Genomic DNA, 20,106 nt, shown 5'->3' with positions numbered 1-20,106 from the left:
GGTACAGCCTGAAGCTTTATAGAGCAGAAGACCGAGGGCAGCCCATATGTAGAGCACATGGCAGATCTACGGTCCTCGACATGGGCTTGCCGAAGTTCGAGCCTGATCCGGCCCAGCCGAGTTACCTGTACATGCAGTTCGCCGACTTCATCGCCACATGTATCGAGGAAGGGAGGTTGCCGCCCGGCGCCAGGCTGCCCGGCGAACGCGATCTCGCCGTCGAGTACGGCCTGTCCATCGGCACCATCCGGCGGGCTACCACCGAACTGCGCATCCGGGGCCTGGTGTTGACGCTGCCCGCCAAAGGGACGTTCGTGATGCCCGAGGACCGTCGGCCACCTCCACCCGACGACGCCCTCAGATCCAGTCGCTGACCGTTTTGGAGATCCTGGTCAGTGCCGCCTCGAGTTCCTCGTCGCCGTGGCTGGCCGAGACGTACCACACTCCGCGTCCGGCCACCCATACGCCGTGGTGTATCAACGCCTCGGCGAAGTCGGCGTAGAGCCCTAGGTCCAACTCCTGCAGACTGCGGTAGTCGGTGACCTCCGCAGCGCCGAACGACATGTGAAATGCCATCGGCAACCCTTGCAGGCGCACTGACAGGTGGTTGGCGTCGGCGATGTCCTGGATGCCTCGCATCAGCGCCGCGCCGTGCTCCTCGATCGCCTCGTACGGCGGATCCTGCCGCAACCGGGCGACGGTGGCCTTGACTGCTGCCATGCCGGCCACCGAGCTGTTGAAGGTCCCCGCGTGGATCACCTGCCCGTTCAGCAATTCCATCAACTCGACCCGCCCGGCCACCGCAGCCACCGGCCACCCTCCGGCTAGTGCCTTGCCATAGGTGGCGAGATCGGGAACCACGCCGTAACGCTCCACCGCGCCGCCGAGGCCGAACCGGAACCCGGAGATGATCTCGTCGAAGATGAGGACCGCACCGTTCTCGGTGCAGAGTCGGCGGACGTGCTCCAGGTATCCGGCGCGCGGCTGGATAACACCGGCGTTCACCATGATTGGCTCCATGACCACCGCCGCGATCTGATCTCCGTGGTCCCGGAATACCTCCTCCACCACGTCCGGCCGGTTCCACGGCACGATCGTGAAGTGGTCGAGGTCGCCGTCGAGCTGGCCAGCACTGGCCGCACCCCACACGCCGTCGCCGTCGGGTGCGACGAGGACGTTGTCGAGCCAGCCGTGGTAATGGCCCTCGAAGCGGACGACGGTGCGACGCCCGGTGGCCGCGCGGGCCAGCCGTAGCGCAACTTGAACGGCTTCGGTTCCCGAACCCGCGAAGCGGACCATGGCCGGCCATTCGAGCGCCTGACACACGGCCTCGGCCGCCTCCACTTCGAGTTCGTGTTGTCCTCCGTAGATGAGCCCTCGACGGATAGCGCTGGTGACGGCGTTGACGAGTGCGTCGGGTGCGTGTCCGAGGAAGTTGGGACCCTGTCCGAGCAGGTAGTCGACGTAGCTGTCGCCATCGACGCCATACAGCCAGGCGCCCTTGGCCCGAGAGATGAACGGACGTGGCCCCGACATCCGAACGCTGGAATGGACACCCCCCGGAGTCCGTGCACTGGCGCGGCGGCTCAGGTCAGCCGACCGCCGGTTCTGATGCGAACCAGAAGGCATGGTCGATCTCCTCGATCTGTGATCTCGTCCCCTTGTTGGATCTTGGGGGGTTTGTTGTCGTATGGGGCGATAGTTCCCCCACCCCCGAGGAGCACGTTTTGAGCTTCAAAACAGACCGTCCACTTGATGATCGAGTCTACGACCTCACTCCGAGCCGTCAAGGGGCCATGAGATGACCATCCAACGACCACTACCCGAGGGGGCAACAACGAGCGCCGGATACCTTTCGTACTGATCTGCCCACTCAGGCAACGTGTGGATGAATAGTTGCCAACAACAGGCAAAATGACCCATAAAACCGCCAATTGGCCCCTGGTCAACCACCCTCACCGCGTTAGACTTCAAACGCGGAATTCAACAAACGAAACGGGTGCTCTGTCGCGTATGCGCCTCCGGCAGAGCAGGGCGGAGCCCGCGACACGGGAAAGGACAGTCACGATGGACCCCGAGGCCAACGACCAATCGTCGAAAGCAACACCGATGCATCAGAACTCATCCCCGGACCCTTCCCACCACTCCGCGGCGTCTCATGACGCCCCATCAGACGACAACACACCCGACGACGACGTCATCTCCGGCCGCGATTACACGCAGCGGTCCGTCGTGCGGGTGTGTTCCATTTTGAACATGCTCCAGCGCGAGGTCGACGGGGTCACGCTGAATCAGATCGTCGAGGCAACCGGCCTCGCCAAACCTTCGGCTTTCCGCTACATGTGGACTCTCGAACGTCAGCGCTACGTCGAACGCGACACCAAAGGTGGTGTCTACCGTCTCGGGCTCGGCTTCGCCGGCCTCCAGTCACGCCGACTGGAGGTGCTCCGCGAACGGGCCCGGCCGTGGTTGGTGAACATGAGCAAGGAATTGGGCGAGACCTCCAACCTCGGGATACTCGACTACGACGCTGTGCTCTACCTGGATGTGGTGCCGAGCCCCAACTCGGTGCGGCTGTCCGCGGACGCGGGCCAGCGTGATCCCATCAACACCACGGCGCTCGGCAAAGCCATCGCCTCGACACTCCCGGAGTCCCGGGTGCGCGAGTTGTTGGCCTCGACCGGCCTGCCTGGTGTCACCCAGAACTCGATCACCTCGACGGACCATTTCCTCGAGGAGCTAGACCGCACGCGCAAGGCGGGCTACGCGATCGACGACGGCGAGAACGATCCCGACGGCCGGTGTGTGGCCGCACCGCTGCTGGGCACCAGGATCGCGGCGGCCATCAGCATCAGCGCACCAGCGTTCCGGCAACCCAAACGGCAGCTCGCCGCCATTGGCAGACGCTTGGTCGAGATCGCCAACGAGATCACGCCGCATCCGGACGAGGTCTTCTCCGACGCCATCGCGGACGCGGAGTAAGACTCCTCGCGAATAACGGCGCCGGATGAGGCTGCGGGCTCGGGCACCTGGCGGCGACGGCGGAGCACGGAGGCGCACCGCATGTGCGTCGACCGACGACGAACGTCGCCGTCCAGGATGTCCGGCCTGCGGGCCTGGCTATTTCACCGTCACGCGGCCGCCGCGCCCCTGAGGCGGCTCACCAGTGCCCTGCCGCCGGAGCACCGAGTCTTGCCGTCGCCGACCTTCCGGGCCGGCCGGCTGGCTCGAGTCTCCTTTGCCGCCCACGCGGAGGCTCGGGCCGGCCGGTCTACGGCAACCGATCAACGATGCGGGTGGGGCTGGATCGTCACCTGCGCAGGCGTCGGCGACCACGCCCCGCAGACCGCCACCCGAAACCCGCACCATCCAGCTACCACCACCGACGACACGGATCCGCCACCCGTGGCGAACCACGAGCCGGCCTGCGGGGCTTTGGGGTTACCCGTTCCGTTCACGGGATTGCTCCCCGCCCCATCCACCCCCCACGACCCAGCTGATAAAACACGTATTTCATCAGAATGGGCCGGAGATCGCAAGAGAGTCGCCGGTGCCACATATCTCACGACACGCTGGCCCGGCGCCGGGCCAGCGTGGACGCCAACGCCGCTACGACGGCCTGCTGGTCCTCCTCGGCCAGATGAGCCGAACTCGGCAGCGACAGACCGTCCCGGTACAGCCGCTCGGCCACGTCGCCGCCGACCCGCTCCGTGCGCCGGTACGGCCGTTGCTGATGAAGCGGCGGCCACAACCGCCGCGCCTGGATCCCGTCCCGCCCCAGGGCCTCCACCACGTCGTCGACGTCGACCTCGCTGGTGTCGAGCAGCACCGAATACAGCCAATAGGACGGATCCGCCCACGCCGCGCACGGCGCGGGGCTCAGTCCGAGCGGTTCTAGCCAGTCGCGGTAGCGAGCGGCGATCGCCCGTTTGGCCGCCAGCCGCCGGTCGAGCCGTTCCAGCTGAGCGGTGCCGACGGCAGCGGCCAGGTTGGACAGCCGGTAGTTGTAACCCACCGTGTCGTGGATGTAGCCGCCCCCCGACACCTTGGCCTGATTGATCAGATGCCGGGCGCGGCCGGCCAGTTCGTCGTCGTCGGTCACCATCATGCCGCCGCCACCACTAGTGATCAGCTTGTTGCCGTTGAACGAGAAGCACCCCCATAGGCCGACGGTTCCCACCGAATGGGGGCCCACTGGGCCGTCCGTCACCCACCTGGCCCCGAGCGACTCCGCGGCGTCTTCGACGATCTCGATCCAGTACGTGTCCCGCAACTCCAGCAGCGGTTCCATGTCGGCGGGGTGCCCAAGGACATGCACCACCTCGACGATGTCCGGTATCGGTTGGCCTCGGCGCGCCCGGCGGACCACCTCGTCGCGCAGCAATTCGGTGTTCATGTTCCACGTCCGTGGCTCGCTATCCACCAGCAGGAGGTCGGCGCCGGTATAACCAGCCGCATTGGCGGAAGCGACGAAGGTGAAGTCGGACACCGCCACCGTGCGGCCGTGGTGAGCCCCGGTCAACCGCAGTGCTACATGCAACGCGGCCGTGCCGCTGGCACACGCCACCGCCGCTCCGGCGCCCACCGCGGCGGCGAAGTTCCGCTCGAAGCGCTCGACGTACCTTCCGCCCGCCACGTACCCGCTGAGCAGGCAGTCTCGTACGTACTGTTCCTCGTTGCCGTCCAGGGTCGGCTCGGACAGTGGAATCATCGGTGATACCTCGCGGCTTGTCCGACGTCGGCCCGCGGCGCCAGCCACCGGGCGGTCTCGTGCAGCCCGTCCGCCAGCGTCCGGGTCGCCTGCCAGCCGAGTTGCTCCTTGGCCCGGCTCGGCTCGGACAACAGCACCTCGACCTCGCTGGCGGCCGGCCGCAGCCGCTGGGAATCGGTGACCGCCGTGGCGTCGACGCCGGTGACGGCGCAGCACAGGTCGAACAGCTCGCCGATCGACACCGCCTCCCCCGTGCCCAGCTGCACCAGGGAGCCCGGTGGTAGGTCCGCCACCGCCATCCGGATGAACCCATCCACGGTGTCCGAAACGAACGTCAGGTCACGACGCGGCCAGAGACTACCGAGTCGGACCTCGCGCGCACCGGTGAGCAACTGCCCGAGGATGGTGGGAATCACCGCCCGCGCCGATTGTCGTGGGCCGTACGTGTTGAACGGGCGCAGCGTCCGCACGTCCACGCCGAACGAACACGCGTAGGCGTGGCACAGCTGGTCCGCGGCGATCTTCGACGCCGAGTAGGGCGACTGCCCGCGCAACGGATGTTCCTCGGTGATCGGCACCGTCTCCGGCGTGCCGTAGACCTCGCTGGTGGAGGTGTTGACCAGCCGCACCTCGCCGGCATCGCGTACCGCCTCGAGGACGTTCAGCGTTCCGGAGATATTGGTGTCGATGAACGACTCCGGTGCCTGGTAGCTGTACGGGATGGCGATGAGGGCGGCGAGGTGGAACACGACCTCGACGTCCTGCACGGCCGAGCGCACCGCCCGCGCGTCGCGGATGTCACCCAGCCGCAGGTCGAGCTGAGCGAGCTGGTCCGGCCGCAGTTCGTCCAGCCAGCCGTACGAGCCGTTCGAGTTGTACACACACAGTGCCGTAACGTCCGCCTTCTCGGCCAGGAGACGTTCCACAAGATGACTGCCGATGAACCCATCGGCACCCGTGACGAGAATTCGCCGCCCGGATAGTCCATTCAACCCGTCTATGCGCAATGCCGGCCCCTAGCGTCTGTCCGCGATTCGACCAGGGGCCGGCTGTCTTAACCACCTGCCCCGTGCCGATTCTGGTTCGGGCTAGCAGCCGGCGGGCAGGGGCCGAGTTCTGTTCTCCGCTACACAACGGGCGGCATCAAGAGCGCTGAATCCGATTGAGCATCACCGAATCCATTGAACGCCGGGCCGATGGGAAGCGGCGAAGCTCCACTCGGGTATCTATAGTGCCGTCCCGCATTACACACCAGATACCCGAAAACTATTTTCCTCACCCAATACAGGTACGTACCACCTTCTGGCAGGCATGATCCCCGCTCCCGACACCTCATCGAGGAAGTCACACCCGGAAAGGCAGTGGTCGAAGATGATCTGACAGATCGAACGAGATCATCGAACTAACCGATTCGGACTGGCTACAAAATTTCCAGAACAAGCCATCCAGCTTTTTTCGCTCGTTGCGGTTGAGGAATGCGCTGATCGGGTCTACGGTATTCACCATCAACCTGGGGATGGGCAAGCCGCAGTGGTGGTCTTGGGAGTTGCCCGGATGTCGCCGATCCGGCGCTTTCTAAACCGTGCACACCCAAGGCCACCACAGCCTGCGCACCCAACTCCGGTCCGTGACATTCGGCACCCCGAAGCGTGACGTGCTCGGAGCCTGCTTCTCGGATCCCCTGCCGATACAGCCTCCGAGCGCGTCGCAGTTTCCGCGGTTGATACCGGTCAGTCGACCCGGCGAATGATCACCGCACTGTCCAGGATCGCCGTTCCGATCACGGCTCGAACCGCGTCGGCCATCGTCACGAGGAACGGCTCATCGTGAGTCAACGCATGGACGAAATGCTCCAACTCGGCCTGCATGGCGCCCCCGACCCGCCCATAGACGTTCGCCCACGACGCGCCACCGGCCCAGCCGTCGGCACCGTCGCCGTCGGCGTTCCATGCCACCTGCACCGAACCGTGCCGGCCATGGACCTGGAGGTCCCAGCGGGGAGCCGCATCGTCGGGCAGAGTCCAGCCGGCCACCACGTTGAACGCAACGTCGTTGTGCAACGCGCCCATAGCCGCGAAGGTGCAGACCCCGGAGTCGGACTCCACCAGGTGTGCACCGTCGACCTCACGCACGGTTCCACCGCCGATCCACTGCACCAGGTCGATGTCATGTATGCCGAAGTACCACAGCGGATCGGTGGGCTGTGGCGTCTTCGACCCAATCGATCGGGGCCCCCATGACGACGTGGTGATCAACAACGGCTCACCGAGCTCGCCGGCCTGGACGACGTCGAGCACCTGGGCATAACGAGGAAGGAAACGCGCGGTGTGGCCGGCCATGACCCGCACCCCGCGTTTCTCCGCGAGCCAAATGATGGCTTCGGCGTCCTCCATTGACGTCGCCAGCGGCTTCTCGACGAGAATCGGGATCCGCGCCTCGATGAGGATCTCAGCCGGTTCTCGGTGGAGGTGGTCCGGAGTGGCGACGACGGCCGCGTCCGGGCGTTTCGCGTCGATGGCGTCAGCTAGGTCGACGAACCAGGCGACACCGAGGGCATCCGCCAGCTCCGCGGCCGCGTCGACGTCGTCGTCCACGACACCACATAGTTCGGCCTCGCTCAACTCGCAGACCACCCGGGCGAACACCGCACCCATGGCGGCCGCCCCAACCACCAGCACTCGCATGTCTAGTCCCCTCGGTGCGCAGTGGTTGCTCCACTATCGCCCCCGAGACCAACCAACCGCGGCCCTGCCCTCGAGCGCATCATCAATGACTCGACGGTCTTCTCAGGACGTGCGCTCAGCCGCCCCACCCGTCAGACAACCCCACCCCGCTCAACTCTGCCAAGATCCGGGGTCTTGACAGCTCACAACTTTAATTGATCTCCGGACGGCTGAACACCCTGTGCCGGGCCGCCCGGGTTACTCCGCCTTTCCCTGTAACAACCGCATGGTCTCCCGTAGTGCCTTCGCATACTCGGGTACGTCTTCGACCGGGAACCGGGTGGCAGGCGCGGATATGCTGATCGCGGCGGGCGGGACGACGTCGGGCAAGGCCACCGCCACGCAACGCCCGTCGATCTCGCTCTCGCAGTTGTCCAGCGCGTAGCCATCTTTCCGAATCTTCGCCAGCTCAGCCTCGTAGTCGACCATGGTGGTGATGGTGTGCGGCGTATGCCGCGGCAACCCCTCCACCTCGATGATCTTGCCGACGGCGTCGTGGGACAGCTGGGCGCCGATCGCCTTGCCCAGCGCCGAGCAGTGCAGCGCGTCGCGGTCGCCGGGACGGGCCGCGAGCCGCACGCAGTGCGGGCTCTCGAAGATCTCGACGTATGAGACCCGCCCACCGTCGAGCGCTCCGAGGTTAACCGTCTCCTGCACCTGATCGCGCAACCGGCTCAGGAACGGCCGGACGCGGTCGGCCAGCGCGATGAGCCGCTCGTCGGGCGTGGGCAAGAAGGCGGGGCCGATCCGGAAGAACCCGGATTCGGGGTCTTTGATCACGTAACGATGGTCGATCAGCGTGGCAAGGTAGCGGTAGCCGGAACTCTTCGGGAAGCCGGTGGCCTCGGCCACCTGCGTGAGCGTGAATCCACCCGCCCTTTCCTGGACCAAGTCGAGGATGTCACAAACACGGTGGACAGCCCGGATCGAGTAGACCCGGCGCCTACCTCTGGGCATGACCCTCGTCCTTCACATCGATACTCCACTTCGTGGGTACTCACCTGCATGTCGGACCGGCGTCCGGGCCGGCCTCACCATGGACCCCCTCTTCTTTGTCTGGCCGCGATGTTGCACTCGATGAAACCACAGTCTAACCCTCGATGGAAGTGATCTCGGGCGATTTCGCACGGTGTAACACCTGCCTGCGGGAACCGGACAGGTCTGCGCGGCTAGTGTCGCGGGAACCAGGTTCACGCGACACTAGGACGTCAGGTCACCCGGACCGGATCGAGAATCTTCGTCGCCGCATCGACGAGCTCCGGCTCCACGTCCAACACGCCCGCCGCCGCGTTCTCCTCCAGCTGCGGCAACGACGACGCCCCCACAACAACACTCGACACCGTCGGCTGCCGCAAACACCAGGCCAGCGCCAGTTGCGCGGCGGTGTATCCGGCCTGCTCGGCCAACTCACGGAAGCGCTGCACCGCACCGAGGAGGTCGTCGTCGAAGAACTGATCGAACAGCCGGGCGTGCGAAGCGGTCGCTGCGCGGCTACCGGCCGGCGCGGACGAACCAGGCTGGTATTTCCCGGTCAGCACTCCATGGTCCAGGGGTGAGTAGGCCAGCACCCCCATACCCAGCCGTTCACACGCCGGCAGCACCCGCGGCTCACACTCGCGCCACAACGCGGAATACCGAGGCTGGTTGCTCACCGGTGGGGCCCATCCGTTGGCCTGGCAGAGCGCGACGGCCTGCTCCAGCTGCTCCTCGGACCACTGGGATACCCCCCAATAGAGGATCTTGCCCTGAACCACGAGGTCGTTCATCGTCCGCGCCGTCTCATCGAGTGGTGTCTCGACGTCGTAGCGATGGCATTGGTACAGGTCGACGTGGTCCATGCCGAGGCGTCGTAGAGAGTGGTCGATCTGCGCCATGATGTGTTTCCTGGACAGGCCACGCTCCAACGGCCCGTCACCCATGAACGCGTACACCTTGGTGCCGACCACGTATGTCTCCCGCCGGAACACCGACAGGGCGGCACCGAGCACCCGTTCCGCGGCCCCCTCGTTGCCGCGCGGATAGATGTTGGCGGTGTCGAACATGTTCACGCCGAGTTCATAGGCCCGCCGAGTGCAGGTGGTTGCGGTGTCGCCGTCGGCCGCGCCCCCATGGGTGAGCCAGGTCCCCAAGGTGACCTCGGAGACCTTCAGACCCCACCTACCCAGCCGCCGGTAGCGCATATTCGCCTCCCAGAGATACCCGGTCCGGGCCCGACTGCCCTGGTCCGGCCCCGCTCGTTCTTCCTACCCGCGCCAACGCCCGCACGGCAGGAGGCGACGTCAACCAGCCGGGATCAGCCCGGGCCGGGCAGATCGCCGGTGTACACCCTCCGCTGGTGGAAGCCCTCCCCTGGCCGCGGCCCCGCCCGGGTCCCGACAATCGTCGAGGACGCCCGGCCCGCTTCCGGCCGGTCGTGACCGCCGTCGAACCAGCCGAGGTGGGTATGAGCAACCGGATACGTGTCGCGGTCACCGGCGCAGGTGGCGGGGTGGGCCAGAGCATCATCAAGTCCTTGCAGGACAGCGAGTACGACGTCGTCGCGCTGGACAGCCACCCACTGGCCACGGGCCTGTATGCGGCTCCTCGCGCGCATCTCGTTCCGGCGCCGCACGAGCCGTCGTACATCGACCATCTGATCGACCTCTGCCGGGCCGAACGCTGCCGAGTGCTGTTCCCGGGCCTGGACACGGAGCTGGCCGCGCTGTCCCGCGCCCGCGCTGCCTTCGAGCGGGTGGGTACCACCGTGGTGGTCTCTACACCGGACGTCGTCGAATGCTCCGACAACAAACTGCTCACGCATCAGGTGCTGAGCAAACACGACGTCCCGGTGCCGGCGACCGTCGACCTCACCCAGTCTCCTCGGCCGGCCGCCCCGCCCCGCCCCGGTGCGGCTGGCCTGGAGCCGCCGCTGCCCTACCCGTTCATCGTCAAGCGCCGCACCGGCGGCTCCCGCTCCCGCGACGTGCACCTCGTCCGCGACGATCACGACCTCGCCACGGTGGCCGGTCAGCTCGGCGATCCATCCGCCTTCATCGCACAGCAGTACATCGAGGGCGACGAGTACACGTGTGGGTCGGTCAATCTCGACGGGCAGTGCCACGGGGTGATCGCGATGCGCCGTACCCTCCGCGACGGCGACACCTACAAGTGCTTCGTCACCCGGAATGCCGTCGTCGAAGAGACGACGACGCAGGTCGCGCGAGCGCTACGGCCCTTCGGGGCATGCAACGTCCAGCTCCGCGTCGACGGCGGTACGGCGTATGTGTTCGAGATCAACGCCAGGTGTTCGGGCACCACCGCCGCACGCAGCCTCAGCGGATTCAACGAGCCACGGATGATCACCGACTTCATCTGCCACGGCCGGCCACCGGCATTCCGGATCCAGGAGCAGACCATCCTGCGGTACTGGACCGAACTCGTCGTCCCCGACGACGACGTCGCGGCTATGGCCTCCACCGGCAGCCGGCACCAGTCGCGGGAACGGACGTTGTGACGTGCGGGTGGTGGTCTTCAGCGACGTCCATGGGAACCTGCCAGCCCTGGAGCTGATGCTCCGTCACGCCGGAACCGCCGACGGCTACGTCTGCCTGGGCGATGTCGTGAACTATGGGCCGTGGAGCAACGAGTGCCTCGATCTCATCGATACGCTGCCCGGCCTGGTGTTCGTCGAAGGAAACCACGAGACCTACTTCCGGCACGGGGACTACCCCGGGTCGAGCCGGCTGGTGCGTAGCTTCTTCGATACGTGTTTCCCGGAGTTCGACCGGGCGGACGCCATCGCCGACCTGCCCGTCAGCCACCCGTTGCCGCCGTTCACCTGCCAGCACACACTCGACGGCGAGTACGTCTACGCCGACTCAGCGGTGGTGCTCGACCGCAACTACCTGATCGGCCACACGCACCGCCAGTTCACCATCGTCGACCCGCCGTACGTTCTGCACAACGCCGGCAGCGTCGGACAGAACCGGGAGTACCTCGACGTCGTCAACTACCTCGTCGTCGACGTCGAGACCAGCGCCGTGGAACCCCGGGCTATGACGTATGATCCGGCCGTCGTGATCCAGGAGATGCGGCGAAGACGGTACCCCCAGATCTGCGTGGACTACTATTCCCGCAAGCCGCGATACCGGCAGTGAATATCGGCTGAACACATTCTAGTTATGGGTCCCACTTTGTGGCGGCCGGCTACCCGCAATCTTTTTGCGGAATTAGAGGCCGCGCCGCGAACCCAGAAATCGTCCCCTCAAACAGTTGCTCTCAGCCGGATACATTCGTCAAGTCATATTCGCACAACCGCGTCCGCCCAGCGTGTGGACGCTTGGCAGGGATGCGCGATGAAAGGAATAGTCCTGGCCGGCGGCAGCGGAACACGCTTGTATCCGATGACGCTCGCAGTGTCCAAACAGTTGGTTCCGGTCTACGACAAACCGATGATCTATTACCCCATCTCGGTGCTCATGCTGGCCGGAATCACCGACATCCTGATCATCACCACACCTCAGGACCGTGATGCCTACGAGCGCCTTCTCGGTGACGGCTCCTGGCTCGGTCTGACGTTCAGCTACGCCGAGCAGCCTCACCCACGTGGGCTGGCCGACGCGTTCATCGTCGGCGCCGACCATGTCGGGGACGACTCCGTCGCGTTGATCCTCGGCGACAACATCTTCCACGGTCCGGGTTTCTCCCAGCTGCTCACACGTAGCTCGGACGGCATCAAAGGCTGTGTGCTGTTCGGCTATGCCGTGTCGGACCCCCACCGGTACGGCATCGGAGAGGTCGACGAATACGGACACCTCATCTCACTCGAGGAGAAGCCGGCCGCGCCGCGTTCCAACCGCGCCGTGACCGGCCTGTACTTCTACGACAACGACGTCGTCGAGATCGCCCGGAGCCTGACCCCGTCCGCCCGGGGCGAACTGGAGATCACCGACGTCAACAAGACGTACCTGGAGCGGGGGCGGGCCCGGCTGGTCGACCTTGGCCGCGGCTTCGCGTGGCTGGACGCGGGAACGTACGAGTCGTTGCTCGAAGCCGGGCAGTACGTTCGTGCGCTAGAGCTACGCCAGGGCGTGCGGATCGCCTGCCTGGAGGAGATCGCCCTGCATGCCGGTCTCATCGACGCCGAGCAGTGTTATGACCTCGGCCGCCGGGTCGGCAACTCCGGCTACGGCCACTACGTCATGGAGTTGGCCGAGCAGGCCCGTCGTTCGCCGATGTCCGTCGCGCTCCGGTAACGCCATGCGCATCCTGGTCACCGGCGGTGCCGGCTTCATCGGATCCCACTACGTCCGCCAGGTCCTCACCGGGGCCTACCCACACGCCGCCGGCGCCGAGGTCATCGTGTTGGACAAACTGACCTACGCCGGCAGCCGGGAGAACCTCTCCCCCGTCGCCACCCATCCGCGGCTGAGTTTCGTGCACGGGGACATCTGTGACCCGCTCCTGGCTCGCGATCTGATGGCGAGAGTCGACCTGGTGGTGCATTTCGCGGCGGAGTCACACGTCGACCGTTCGATCGTGGGCTCGGCCGACTTCGTACAGACCAATGTCGTCGGCACCCACACTCTCCTGCAGGCCGCGGTCGATACAGCTGTCGACAAATTCGTCCACGTCTCCACCGACGAGGTCTACGGGTCCATCACGGCCGGATCGTGGCCAGAGGATCACCCCCTCTGGCCCAATTCGCCGTACTCGGCATCCAAAGCGTCGGCGGACCTGATCGTACGGGCGTTTCACGAGACCCACGGCCTGCCGGTGTGTGTCACGCGATGCTCCAACAACTACGGCCCGTACCAATTCCCGGAGAAGGTCATCCCGCTGTTCATCACCAACCTCCTGGACGGTGAGCGGGTTCCTCTGTACGGCGACGGGCTGAACGTGCGCGACTGGCTGCACGTCGACGACCATTGCCGCGGCATCCAGCTCGTGGCCGAACACGGCAAACCGGGCGAGATCTACAACATCGGCGGCGGCACCGAGCTGACCAACCGGCAGCTCACCGACGTGATCCTGACCGCCCTCGGGTCGGCGTGGGACATGGTGGAGCCGGTCGCCGACCGCAAGGCGCATGACCGGCGCTACTCGGTCGACATCACGAAGATCCAGCGCGAGCTGGGGTATCGGCCCGAGGTGTCGTTCGAGGACGGTCTCGCCGACACGGTCCGCTGGTATCGACAGCACCGCCCGTGGTGGGAGCCACTGAAGCGGCGGGCCCGGTTGTCTCCCGCCTGACCGGACACCGCGGGTGCACCACCCGTACAAGCGACCGCGATCCGAGGAGGACGCCGTGACCGAACATTCTCGGGTAGAGCCGATGACCATTCCGGGCGCTTGGATCATCACGCCACCCCGTTTTCACGACAACCGGGGCACGCTGGCCGTCTGGTTTCAGCAGGACCTGTTGGAGCCGGTCCTGGGTTCGGCCATGCCGGTCCGCCAGTCGAACTGCGCGGTGTCGGCGGCCGGGGCCATCCGCGGCATCCATGTCACCGACGTCCCCCCGGGGCAGGCCAAACACGTCACGTGTCCTTATGGTGCCGTCTTCGACGTCGTCGTCGACCTGCGTGAGGGATCGCCGACGTTCGGGGAATGGGACGCCGTGCTGCTCGACGACGCCGAACGGCGCGCGGTCTACCTATCCGAAGGGCTCGGGCACGCGGTGATGTCGCTGCAGGACGGGTCCGTGATCACCTACTTGTGCTCGTCGGACTACGTTCCCGAACGGGAGCGCACGATCAACCCGCTCGACCCCCACCTGGCCATCGAGTGGCCCGACATCGACCGGCGAGGCCGGCCGATGACACCGCTGCTGTCTCCCCGCGACGCCGCCGCGCCGACGCTGGAGCAAGCCCGGCTGGCCGGCGCCTTGCCTCGCCTCGCCCCCCACCACGTTCCCCTCCCATGATCATGAACACTTTGCCGTGCCATGGCACGGCAAAGTGTTCATGATCATGGGAGGGGAACGTCAGAACAGGACCGGCACGGCCGCGTCGAACGCCTCGCGCCATGGGCGCAAAGGCCGTAGGCCGGCGCGGGCCCAGCCAGCGTGCGAGAGCGCGGAATAGGCCGGCCGCGGGGCGGCGCGGTCGAGCCGGTCGGAGGTCATGGGCCGGACTCGGTCTGGGTCATGACCCAACGCCGCGAACACCGTCCGGGCCAGCTGATACCAGCTCGTGGCCCCTCCGTTGGTAGCGTGGTACGTCCCGGCAGGCGCACCAACTCGCACTACCTCCAGGATGCGCTGGGCAACGTCGCGAGCCCACGTCGGCTGGCCGGTCTGGTCGGTCACGACGGACGGAGACGTACCCTCGTCGGCCAGGCGGCGCATCGTAGCGACGAAGCTCCGGCCGTAGGCGCCATAGAGCCACGCGGTGCGCAACACGATCCCGTCGTCCGGCAGATGCCGCCGGACCGCCTGCTCCGCGGCCACCTTGCTGCGCCCGTAGACACAGATCGGGTGGGTTGGTGCGTCCTCCTGGTACGGATGGTCGGCGCGGCCATCGAAGACGTAGTCGCTGGAGACGTAAATCAGCCGGGCGTGATGTGCACGGCAGGCTCGCGCGACGTTCTCGGTGCCGGCGGCGTTGATCGCCATCGCCCGGTCGGGTTCAGCCTCGGCGCGGTCCGGGTCGACCCAGGCGGCCAGGTGTACCACGACGTCGTGTCCGGCGATCGCGTCGAATACTCGGCGCTCGTCTCTCACGTCCACATCGCTACTGGTCGGCGCCGTCGTGTGGGTTGGTGGCAGCAGGGGAACGAGGTCGCGGCCAAGGAGGCCGCTCGCACCGGTCACGAGCCAACGGGTCACGTCTCGAGTATCGAGCCGCGCCGTCGGACCGGACACGGGGGCGGCTTCCATGCCCCGGACATCATCCGTCGCGCCGGCGCCGCGCGGGCATAGGCATGGCTGAACAAGAATGGGAGTTAAATGAAACTCTTATTTCAAACCTATCACCAAAGGTTCAGAGCAAACCTCCACGGGGTACCGTTGTACTGCTATGGCAGCCCTTCATATCTCAGCCGAGACCACGGAACTGCTGCGCCGCCAGATTCTCGACGGCACGTTTCCCGCCGGCAGCCAGCTGCCGTCCGAACGTGTCCTCAGCGGGCAGCTCGGCATTTCCCGCACCGCGCTGCGCGATGCCCTCCAAGCGCTGGAAACCAGCGGACTGGTCGAGGTCCACGTGGGCCGCGGCCGGTTCGTCGCCCGCGACGTGGCGGCCGGCCACAGCGCCGCCGCAGCGATGCGCTGGGTGTACATGCACCGCCAAGATCTCGAGTCGCTGAACGAGGTACGTGGACTCCTCGAGCCTCGTGCGGTGGAGACCATGCCGGCTGCTCGTGCCGCCGACATCGCCAAACTCGCCAGCGAGATCGTCGACCGGCAGGTGCAGGCAGTCCGGCTGGAAGACTTCGACACCGCGGCCCGCCTCGACTCCGAGTTTCACGCCTTGCTGGCCGCCGAAACCCCCAACGTGCCGCTGCGGGTGCTGACCAAACAACTGATCGCCATGGCCGATACCCACGCCCGGGCGGTCTACCAGGTTCCGGGCGCGGCGGAGAACTCCATCGCTCAACACGAAGCGATCGTCACCGCACTGGCCTCCTCCGACGTCGCCCGGGCCGCGACACTCATCCGCGAACACGCCCGGACCGCTTCGCGGTTCGCGCTCGACCTGGCCAAACCGGAGACGGACGGCTCAGCGCCCGCGGACCAGCCAGGCGCCGACCACGTCGACGAGTGAAGAACCATTTCGCGGGCCCACCCTGATCCACCCGGAGTCAGGAAGCGTGCCGCACGGCGGCCCGTCGGGTGCCCGGCGGGTTCACCTGCGGCCGGACATGGACCTTCGGTGCCCCCGCTCCGGCTACCCGGCCGCCGCGTTCGAGCACCCCGCCGACGTCGTTCAGGCCGACGGTTGCCGCCACCAGTGGCTCTACCTGGACCTTCCCGGCGGCGAGGAGGTCGATCGCCTCGCCCAGGCAGGCGGACCCGCCCAGAACGCCGATCACGGCGGCGTCGTTGACGACCAGTGCGCCGACGTCGACGGGCGCGGGCTCCGGCATCACACCCAGCAGTACCAGCCGCCCACCCGGCGCCAACCACCCGGCGGCTTGGGCCGGAACCTCCGGTGCTCCAGTGGCCTCGATGACGGCGTCGAACCCGGCGCCGCTCAACAGGTGCGGGCGGGTCACGTCGTCGAACCCCAGCTGCCACGCCAGCTCGATCTGCTCAGGCTCCTTGCCGGCCACACAGACCGATGCTCCGAGGGCCCGGGCGAACTGCGCGGCCAGCAGACCGAGCGTGCCCGTGCCCAGCACGAGGGTACGCATGTCCGGTTCCACTCCGCCGGCGCGGACCGCCCGGAGTGCGCAGCCGGCCGGCTCGACGAACGCACCCGCCACGGCGGACATCTGCGCTGGGAGCCGGTGGACGGCAACCTCGGGCACGCAGATCAGCTCGGCCAACGCACCCGGCCGGCCACCGCGCACGCCGATCTCGACATGGTCCGCACACAGGTAATGCCGGCCCGAACCACACAGCCGGCACACACCACATCCGATGAAGGTGTCCGCGGTGACTCGATCTCCCGGACCTACCGACGTGACGTCGCTGCCGACCGCACGGACAGTACCAGCCCATTCATGGCCAGGACGTAGCGGATAGGCGGCCAGGCCCTGCCGGAAGTACGGCATAGTCCCTTCGAACAGCTCCACGTCGGTGCCGCAAAGCCCGACAACCTCCACGTCGACGACGACGTCCCGGGGGCCAGGTTCCGGTTCGGGGACCTCCCGGATAGAACCGCTCGACGGCCCTTCGATGACGAATGCCCGCATGGCGCCACTCCAATCCGGCCGACGTGTTCGTTGGCCTGAGTACCCCCTGCTCGACCGTCGTTGCTGCTGGCTACGCTGCTCCCTGGTCAATAGGTGGCGCGACCGCCACTGATGTCGTACACCGCTCCGGTGGAGAAGCTACAGCGGTCGGAACACAACCAGGCGATCAGCTCGGCGACCTCGTCCGGTTGCCCGAGGCGGCCCATGGGAATACGCGCGATCATGTATTCGAGGGTCTCCGGTGCGGTCGACGCGTTCATCGGGGTAGCGATCACCGCGGGGGCGACCGCGTTGACCAGCACCCCCGAAGCGGCCAGCTCCTTGCCGAGAGACTTGGTCAGGCCGATGACCGCCGCCTTCGACGCCGAGTAGGCCGACAGGTTCGGGTTGCCCTCCTTGCCGGCGATACTCGCGACGTTGACGATGCGCCCCCATCCGCGGTCGATCATGCCCGGCACGACCGCTCGGCAAGTGTTGACCGGGCCGTCCACGTTGACCGCCATCACCCGCGACCATTCCTTGGCCGGAACCTCCCACAGCGGAGCGTTCGGCCCCACCACTCCGGCACTGTTGACCAGCACGTCGAACGGGCCGAGTTCGCGCAGCGTGTCGTCGACCAGCTGCGATTCGGTGACATCCAACTCGATGTCGGCCGCTCCGGCGACGTCGGCGGTCAAGACGTCGAGCCCGTCGGCGCGCAACCTGTCCGCGGTGACCGCTCCGATGCCACTGGCTCCACCCGTGACTAGTGCCTTGCGGCTCATGCGGCGAACTCCTCAGTCGGTAGGCCGGCAACTCCGGGCCGCGTCACGTACAGATCCCCGCCGGGCGACGGCACCCCGGTGTCTTCGGCGCGGGCAGTAGTGATCACCAAATCGTCCAGCTGTGGCCCGGCGAACGCGCAGCTGGTCACGTTGGGTGTCGGAACCTCGATGACGGCGGTCAACTGACCGTCAGGGGCGAACCGACGCACCGCCGAGCCGCCGTAGAACGCCACCCAGAGCCCACCGTCGGCGTCGACGGCCATACCGTCGGGTAGTCCGGGGAACTCCGAGGTGTCGACCAGGGCCCGGCGTTTCGTCGCCGAGCCGTCGCCGACGTTGTAGTCGAATACGTCGATACGCCGGGTGGTGCTGTCGATGTAGTACATCCGCGAGCTGTCTGGGCTCCAGCCGAGGCCGTTGCTGATGTCCACCTCCGGCACCATCAGATGCAACCCCCACATGGGGTCGACGCGGTATAGGGCCCCGGCGCCAGGTCGGTCGTCGTCGGCCATCGTGCCCACCCATAACCGGCCGCCGGGGTCACACTTGGCGTCATTGGTGCGGATCCACGTCTTCGTCATTTCGATCGGGACAATAGGCCGCAGCCGTTCGCCGTCAAACGTGGCGACACCCTGCCGGCAAGCAACCACGTACCCGCCCCTAGTGCGAGGGACGATCGCGCTGACCGACTCCTCCGTCGCGATGGTCCCTACCGCGCCGGTATCCCAGTCGATCATGATCACGGCGGGAGCCTTGATATCGACCAGGAGTAACCGCCCAGCGCGGGCCTCCCAGCAGGGGCCCTCGAGCAGTTGCCCACCGAGCCTGGTCAGCTCGTCACACTTGAGCTGCCGCACGCCGGTCCGGGCCGTTGCCATACGTGACCTCCCCATCAGCTGGATCTTGCTCGTACACCGGCCCACGTGGTGCGACCGTGATTCCGAGGCCGGGAAGCTGGGCGAGCTCGATGTGGCCGTCCTTCGCGATGGGTTCCCCGCCGAACAGCAGATGCGGCATTTCATTGCCCACCAGCGGTTGCGGATTAACCGGGAAGTACTCGGCCATGGGGCACGCCGGCTGCGACGCCACCAGATGATAGTTATGTACCTGGCCGGCGTGCGGCACGACGGGGACACCAGCCGCCTCCGCCAGGGCGCACACCTTGCGCGCCGGGGTGAGACCACCAACCCGGTTCACGTCCGGCTGCGCCACGTCGACCGCCCCGGTGGTGATCAGATGGTAGAAGCCCGCCAGGGTCGCCTCGTGTTCACCGGCGGCCACCGGCACCGGGCTGACCCGCCGAAGCTCGCGGTAGCCGACGACGTCATCGGGCAGGAGTGGTTCCTCCAGCCATCGCAGATCGAACGGTTCGAGCAGCCACGCCATCCGACGGGCGTAGTCGAGATCCCACCCCATGTAGGCGTCGGCCGCGACGTCGGCGGCGTCACCCACCGCCTCCCGCACGGTACGCACCAACTCCACGTTCTTGCGCATACCCTCCCGGCCGTCCGCTGGTCCCCAGAGGAAACGCTGCTTGACCATACCGAAACCCTGCTCGACGTATCCGCGGGCCTCCGCGGCGAGCGCGTCGAGATCCGCCGTGGGGTACAGCTGGCTCGCGTACACCGGGATCCGGGGCCGATTCTGGCCGCCCAACAGCTCATACACCGGCACACCGAGCCGCCTGGCCTCGGCGTCCCAAATGGCGATGTCGACCGCACTGACCGCGGCCATCCCGGCACCGCGGCGCCCGAAGGCCACCACCGTCCGATACATCCGCTGCCACAACTTCTCCCGGTCAGCCGGGCTCTCCCCCACCACCACCGGCTCCAGATATCTGGTCACGACGTCGCGCGCCAACCGGGCCCCCAACGCGGCGTTGCCGATGCCGACCTCACCAGTGCTGAGCTCCACCTCCACCACGAGCCACTCGTGGAACCCGAAGGACGTCTCACCGTCACCGGAGCCGTCCCACGCCCGCAGCGGATTGGCGTACAACTCCCCGGGGCCATCTGACGACGCTGCGAACAGTCTGCATTTGACGCCGGCGATTGTTGTCACACGGGCTCCT

General features: G+C 66.7%; 19 protein-coding genes. 8 read left to right on the top strand and 11 right to left on the bottom strand.

Annotated features, from left to right (window positions below; genetic code table 11):
• The first annotated feature begins 80 nt into the window (after window positions 1-80).
• Window positions 81-374 carry a GntR family transcriptional regulator gene (locus tag G8760_RS25130; protein WP_166355590.1) on the top strand — a complete coding sequence of 98 codons (294 nt, stop codon included), beginning with the start codon at window positions 81-83 and terminating at the stop codon, window positions 372-374.
• Here the strand turns inward: G8760_RS25130 and G8760_RS25125 are convergent.
• On the bottom strand, window positions 358-1,629 hold the full coding sequence (locus tag G8760_RS25125; protein ID WP_166355589.1) for an aspartate aminotransferase family protein: 1,272 nt from the start codon (window positions 1,627-1,629) through the stop codon (window positions 358-360). The two genes, G8760_RS25130 and G8760_RS25125, sit on opposite strands and share 17 nt — an antisense overlap.
• 438 nt (window positions 1,630-2,067) lie before the next feature.
• Between G8760_RS25125 and G8760_RS25120 the strand changes: the two genes are divergently transcribed.
• Window positions 2,068-2,982 carry an IclR family transcriptional regulator gene (locus G8760_RS25120; protein ID WP_207782705.1) on the top strand — a complete coding sequence of 305 codons (915 nt, stop codon included), beginning with the start codon at window positions 2,068-2,070 and terminating at the stop codon, window positions 2,980-2,982.
• 580 nt (window positions 2,983-3,562) lie between these two features.
• Here G8760_RS25120 and G8760_RS25115 read toward each other — a convergent pair.
• The 5 genes from G8760_RS25115 to G8760_RS25095 form a co-directional block, all read right to left on the bottom strand.
• Window positions 3,563-4,711 (bottom strand): DegT/DnrJ/EryC1/StrS family aminotransferase, encoded by a 1,149-nt coding sequence (locus G8760_RS25115; RefSeq protein WP_166355588.1) that lies wholly within the window; start codon window positions 4,709-4,711, stop codon window positions 3,563-3,565.
• Window positions 4,708-5,703 (bottom strand): SDR family NAD(P)-dependent oxidoreductase, encoded by a 996-nt coding sequence (locus tag G8760_RS25110; protein ID WP_281355182.1) that lies wholly within the window; start codon window positions 5,701-5,703, stop codon window positions 4,708-4,710. Before G8760_RS25110 ends, G8760_RS25115 begins: the two co-directional genes overlap by 4 nt.
• A 738-nt stretch (window positions 5,704-6,441) precedes the next feature.
• The gene (locus G8760_RS25105) at window positions 6,442-7,395 is read right to left on the bottom strand and encodes a Gfo/Idh/MocA family protein (protein ID WP_166355587.1); all 954 of its coding nucleotides are present in this window, start codon (window positions 7,393-7,395) and stop codon (window positions 6,442-6,444) included.
• A 237-nt stretch (window positions 7,396-7,632) separates the two neighbouring features.
• Complete coding sequence (locus G8760_RS25100) at window positions 7,633-8,391, bottom strand: IclR family transcriptional regulator (protein ID WP_166355586.1); 759 nt, start codon at window positions 8,389-8,391, stop codon at window positions 7,633-7,635.
• Window positions 8,392-8,642: 251 nt separating this feature from the next.
• Window positions 8,643-9,614, bottom strand: coding sequence for an aldo/keto reductase family protein (locus tag G8760_RS25095; RefSeq protein ID WP_166355585.1), 972 nt, complete (start codon window positions 9,612-9,614; stop codon window positions 8,643-8,645).
• A 155-nt stretch (window positions 9,615-9,769) separates the two neighbouring features.
• Here G8760_RS25095 and G8760_RS25090 point away from each other — a divergent pair, with 155 nt between their 5' ends.
• From G8760_RS25090 to G8760_RS25070, 5 genes are all read left to right on the top strand, one after another.
• Window positions 9,770-10,927 (top strand): ATP-grasp domain-containing protein, encoded by a 1,158-nt coding sequence (locus G8760_RS25090; RefSeq protein WP_166355584.1) that lies wholly within the window; start codon window positions 9,770-9,772, stop codon window positions 10,925-10,927.
• 1 nt (window position 10,928) lies between these two features.
• Window positions 10,929-11,570 carry a metallophosphoesterase family protein gene (locus G8760_RS25085; protein WP_166355583.1) on the top strand — a complete coding sequence of 214 codons (642 nt, stop codon included), beginning with the start codon at window positions 10,929-10,931 and terminating at the stop codon, window positions 11,568-11,570.
• Window positions 11,571-11,768: 198 nt separating this feature from the next.
• Window positions 11,769-12,668, top strand: a complete 900-nt coding sequence (rfbA, locus tag G8760_RS25080) for a glucose-1-phosphate thymidylyltransferase RfbA (protein WP_166355582.1) — start codon at window positions 11,769-11,771, stop codon at window positions 12,666-12,668.
• Window positions 12,669-12,672: 4 nt separating this feature from the next.
• Window positions 12,673-13,665, top strand: a complete 993-nt coding sequence (gene rfbB / locus G8760_RS25075; RefSeq protein ID WP_166355581.1) for a dTDP-glucose 4,6-dehydratase — start codon at window positions 12,673-12,675, stop codon at window positions 13,663-13,665.
• A gap of 82 nt (window positions 13,666-13,747) precedes the next feature.
• Window positions 13,748-14,338 (top strand): dTDP-4-dehydrorhamnose 3,5-epimerase family protein, encoded by a 591-nt coding sequence (locus G8760_RS25070; protein ID WP_166355606.1) that lies wholly within the window; start codon window positions 13,748-13,750, stop codon window positions 14,336-14,338.
• A gap of 60 nt (window positions 14,339-14,398) precedes the next feature.
• Here the strand turns inward: G8760_RS25070 and rfbD are convergent, their stop codons facing one another.
• Window positions 14,399-15,241 carry a dTDP-4-dehydrorhamnose reductase gene (gene rfbD / locus G8760_RS25065; protein ID WP_166355580.1) on the bottom strand — a complete coding sequence of 281 codons (843 nt, stop codon included), beginning with the start codon at window positions 15,239-15,241 and terminating at the stop codon, window positions 14,399-14,401.
• 190 nt (window positions 15,242-15,431) lie between these two features.
• On the opposite strand from rfbD, the gene G8760_RS25060 reads away from it, so the two are divergent.
• Complete coding sequence (locus G8760_RS25060) at window positions 15,432-16,178, top strand: FadR/GntR family transcriptional regulator (RefSeq protein ID WP_166355579.1); 747 nt, start codon at window positions 15,432-15,434, stop codon at window positions 16,176-16,178.
• Between the two features lie 37 nt (window positions 16,179-16,215).
• On the opposite strand, the gene G8760_RS25055 is transcribed toward G8760_RS25060, so the two are convergent.
• The 4 genes from G8760_RS25055 to G8760_RS25040 all read right to left on the bottom strand — a co-directional run bounded on the left by G8760_RS25055 (window position 16,216) and on the right by G8760_RS25040 (window position 20,096).
• On the bottom strand, window positions 16,216-17,271 hold the full coding sequence (locus tag G8760_RS25055; RefSeq protein WP_166355578.1) for a zinc-dependent alcohol dehydrogenase: 1,056 nt from the start codon (window positions 17,269-17,271) through the stop codon (window positions 16,216-16,218).
• An 86-nt stretch (window positions 17,272-17,357) separates the two neighbouring features.
• Complete coding sequence (locus tag G8760_RS25050) at window positions 17,358-18,035, bottom strand: SDR family NAD(P)-dependent oxidoreductase (protein ID WP_166355577.1); 678 nt, start codon at window positions 18,033-18,035, stop codon at window positions 17,358-17,360.
• Window positions 18,032-18,913 carry an SMP-30/gluconolactonase/LRE family protein gene (locus G8760_RS25045; protein ID WP_166355576.1) on the bottom strand — a complete coding sequence of 294 codons (882 nt, stop codon included), beginning with the start codon at window positions 18,911-18,913 and terminating at the stop codon, window positions 18,032-18,034. Before G8760_RS25045 ends, G8760_RS25050 begins: the two co-directional genes overlap by 4 nt.
• On the bottom strand, window positions 18,873-20,096 hold the full coding sequence (locus G8760_RS25040) for an enolase C-terminal domain-like protein (RefSeq protein ID WP_166355575.1): 1,224 nt from the start codon (window positions 20,094-20,096) through the stop codon (window positions 18,873-18,875). The genes G8760_RS25045 and G8760_RS25040 overlap by 41 nt, the downstream gene beginning before the upstream one ends.
• Window positions 20,097-20,106 lie beyond the last annotated feature (10 nt).

Source organism: Phytoactinopolyspora limicola (genome assembly GCF_011320225.1).
Classification (GTDB): domain Bacteria; phylum Actinomycetota; class Actinomycetes; order Jiangellales; family Jiangellaceae; genus Phytoactinopolyspora; species Phytoactinopolyspora limicola.
This window is presented reverse-complemented; position numbering and strand designations above follow the sequence as displayed.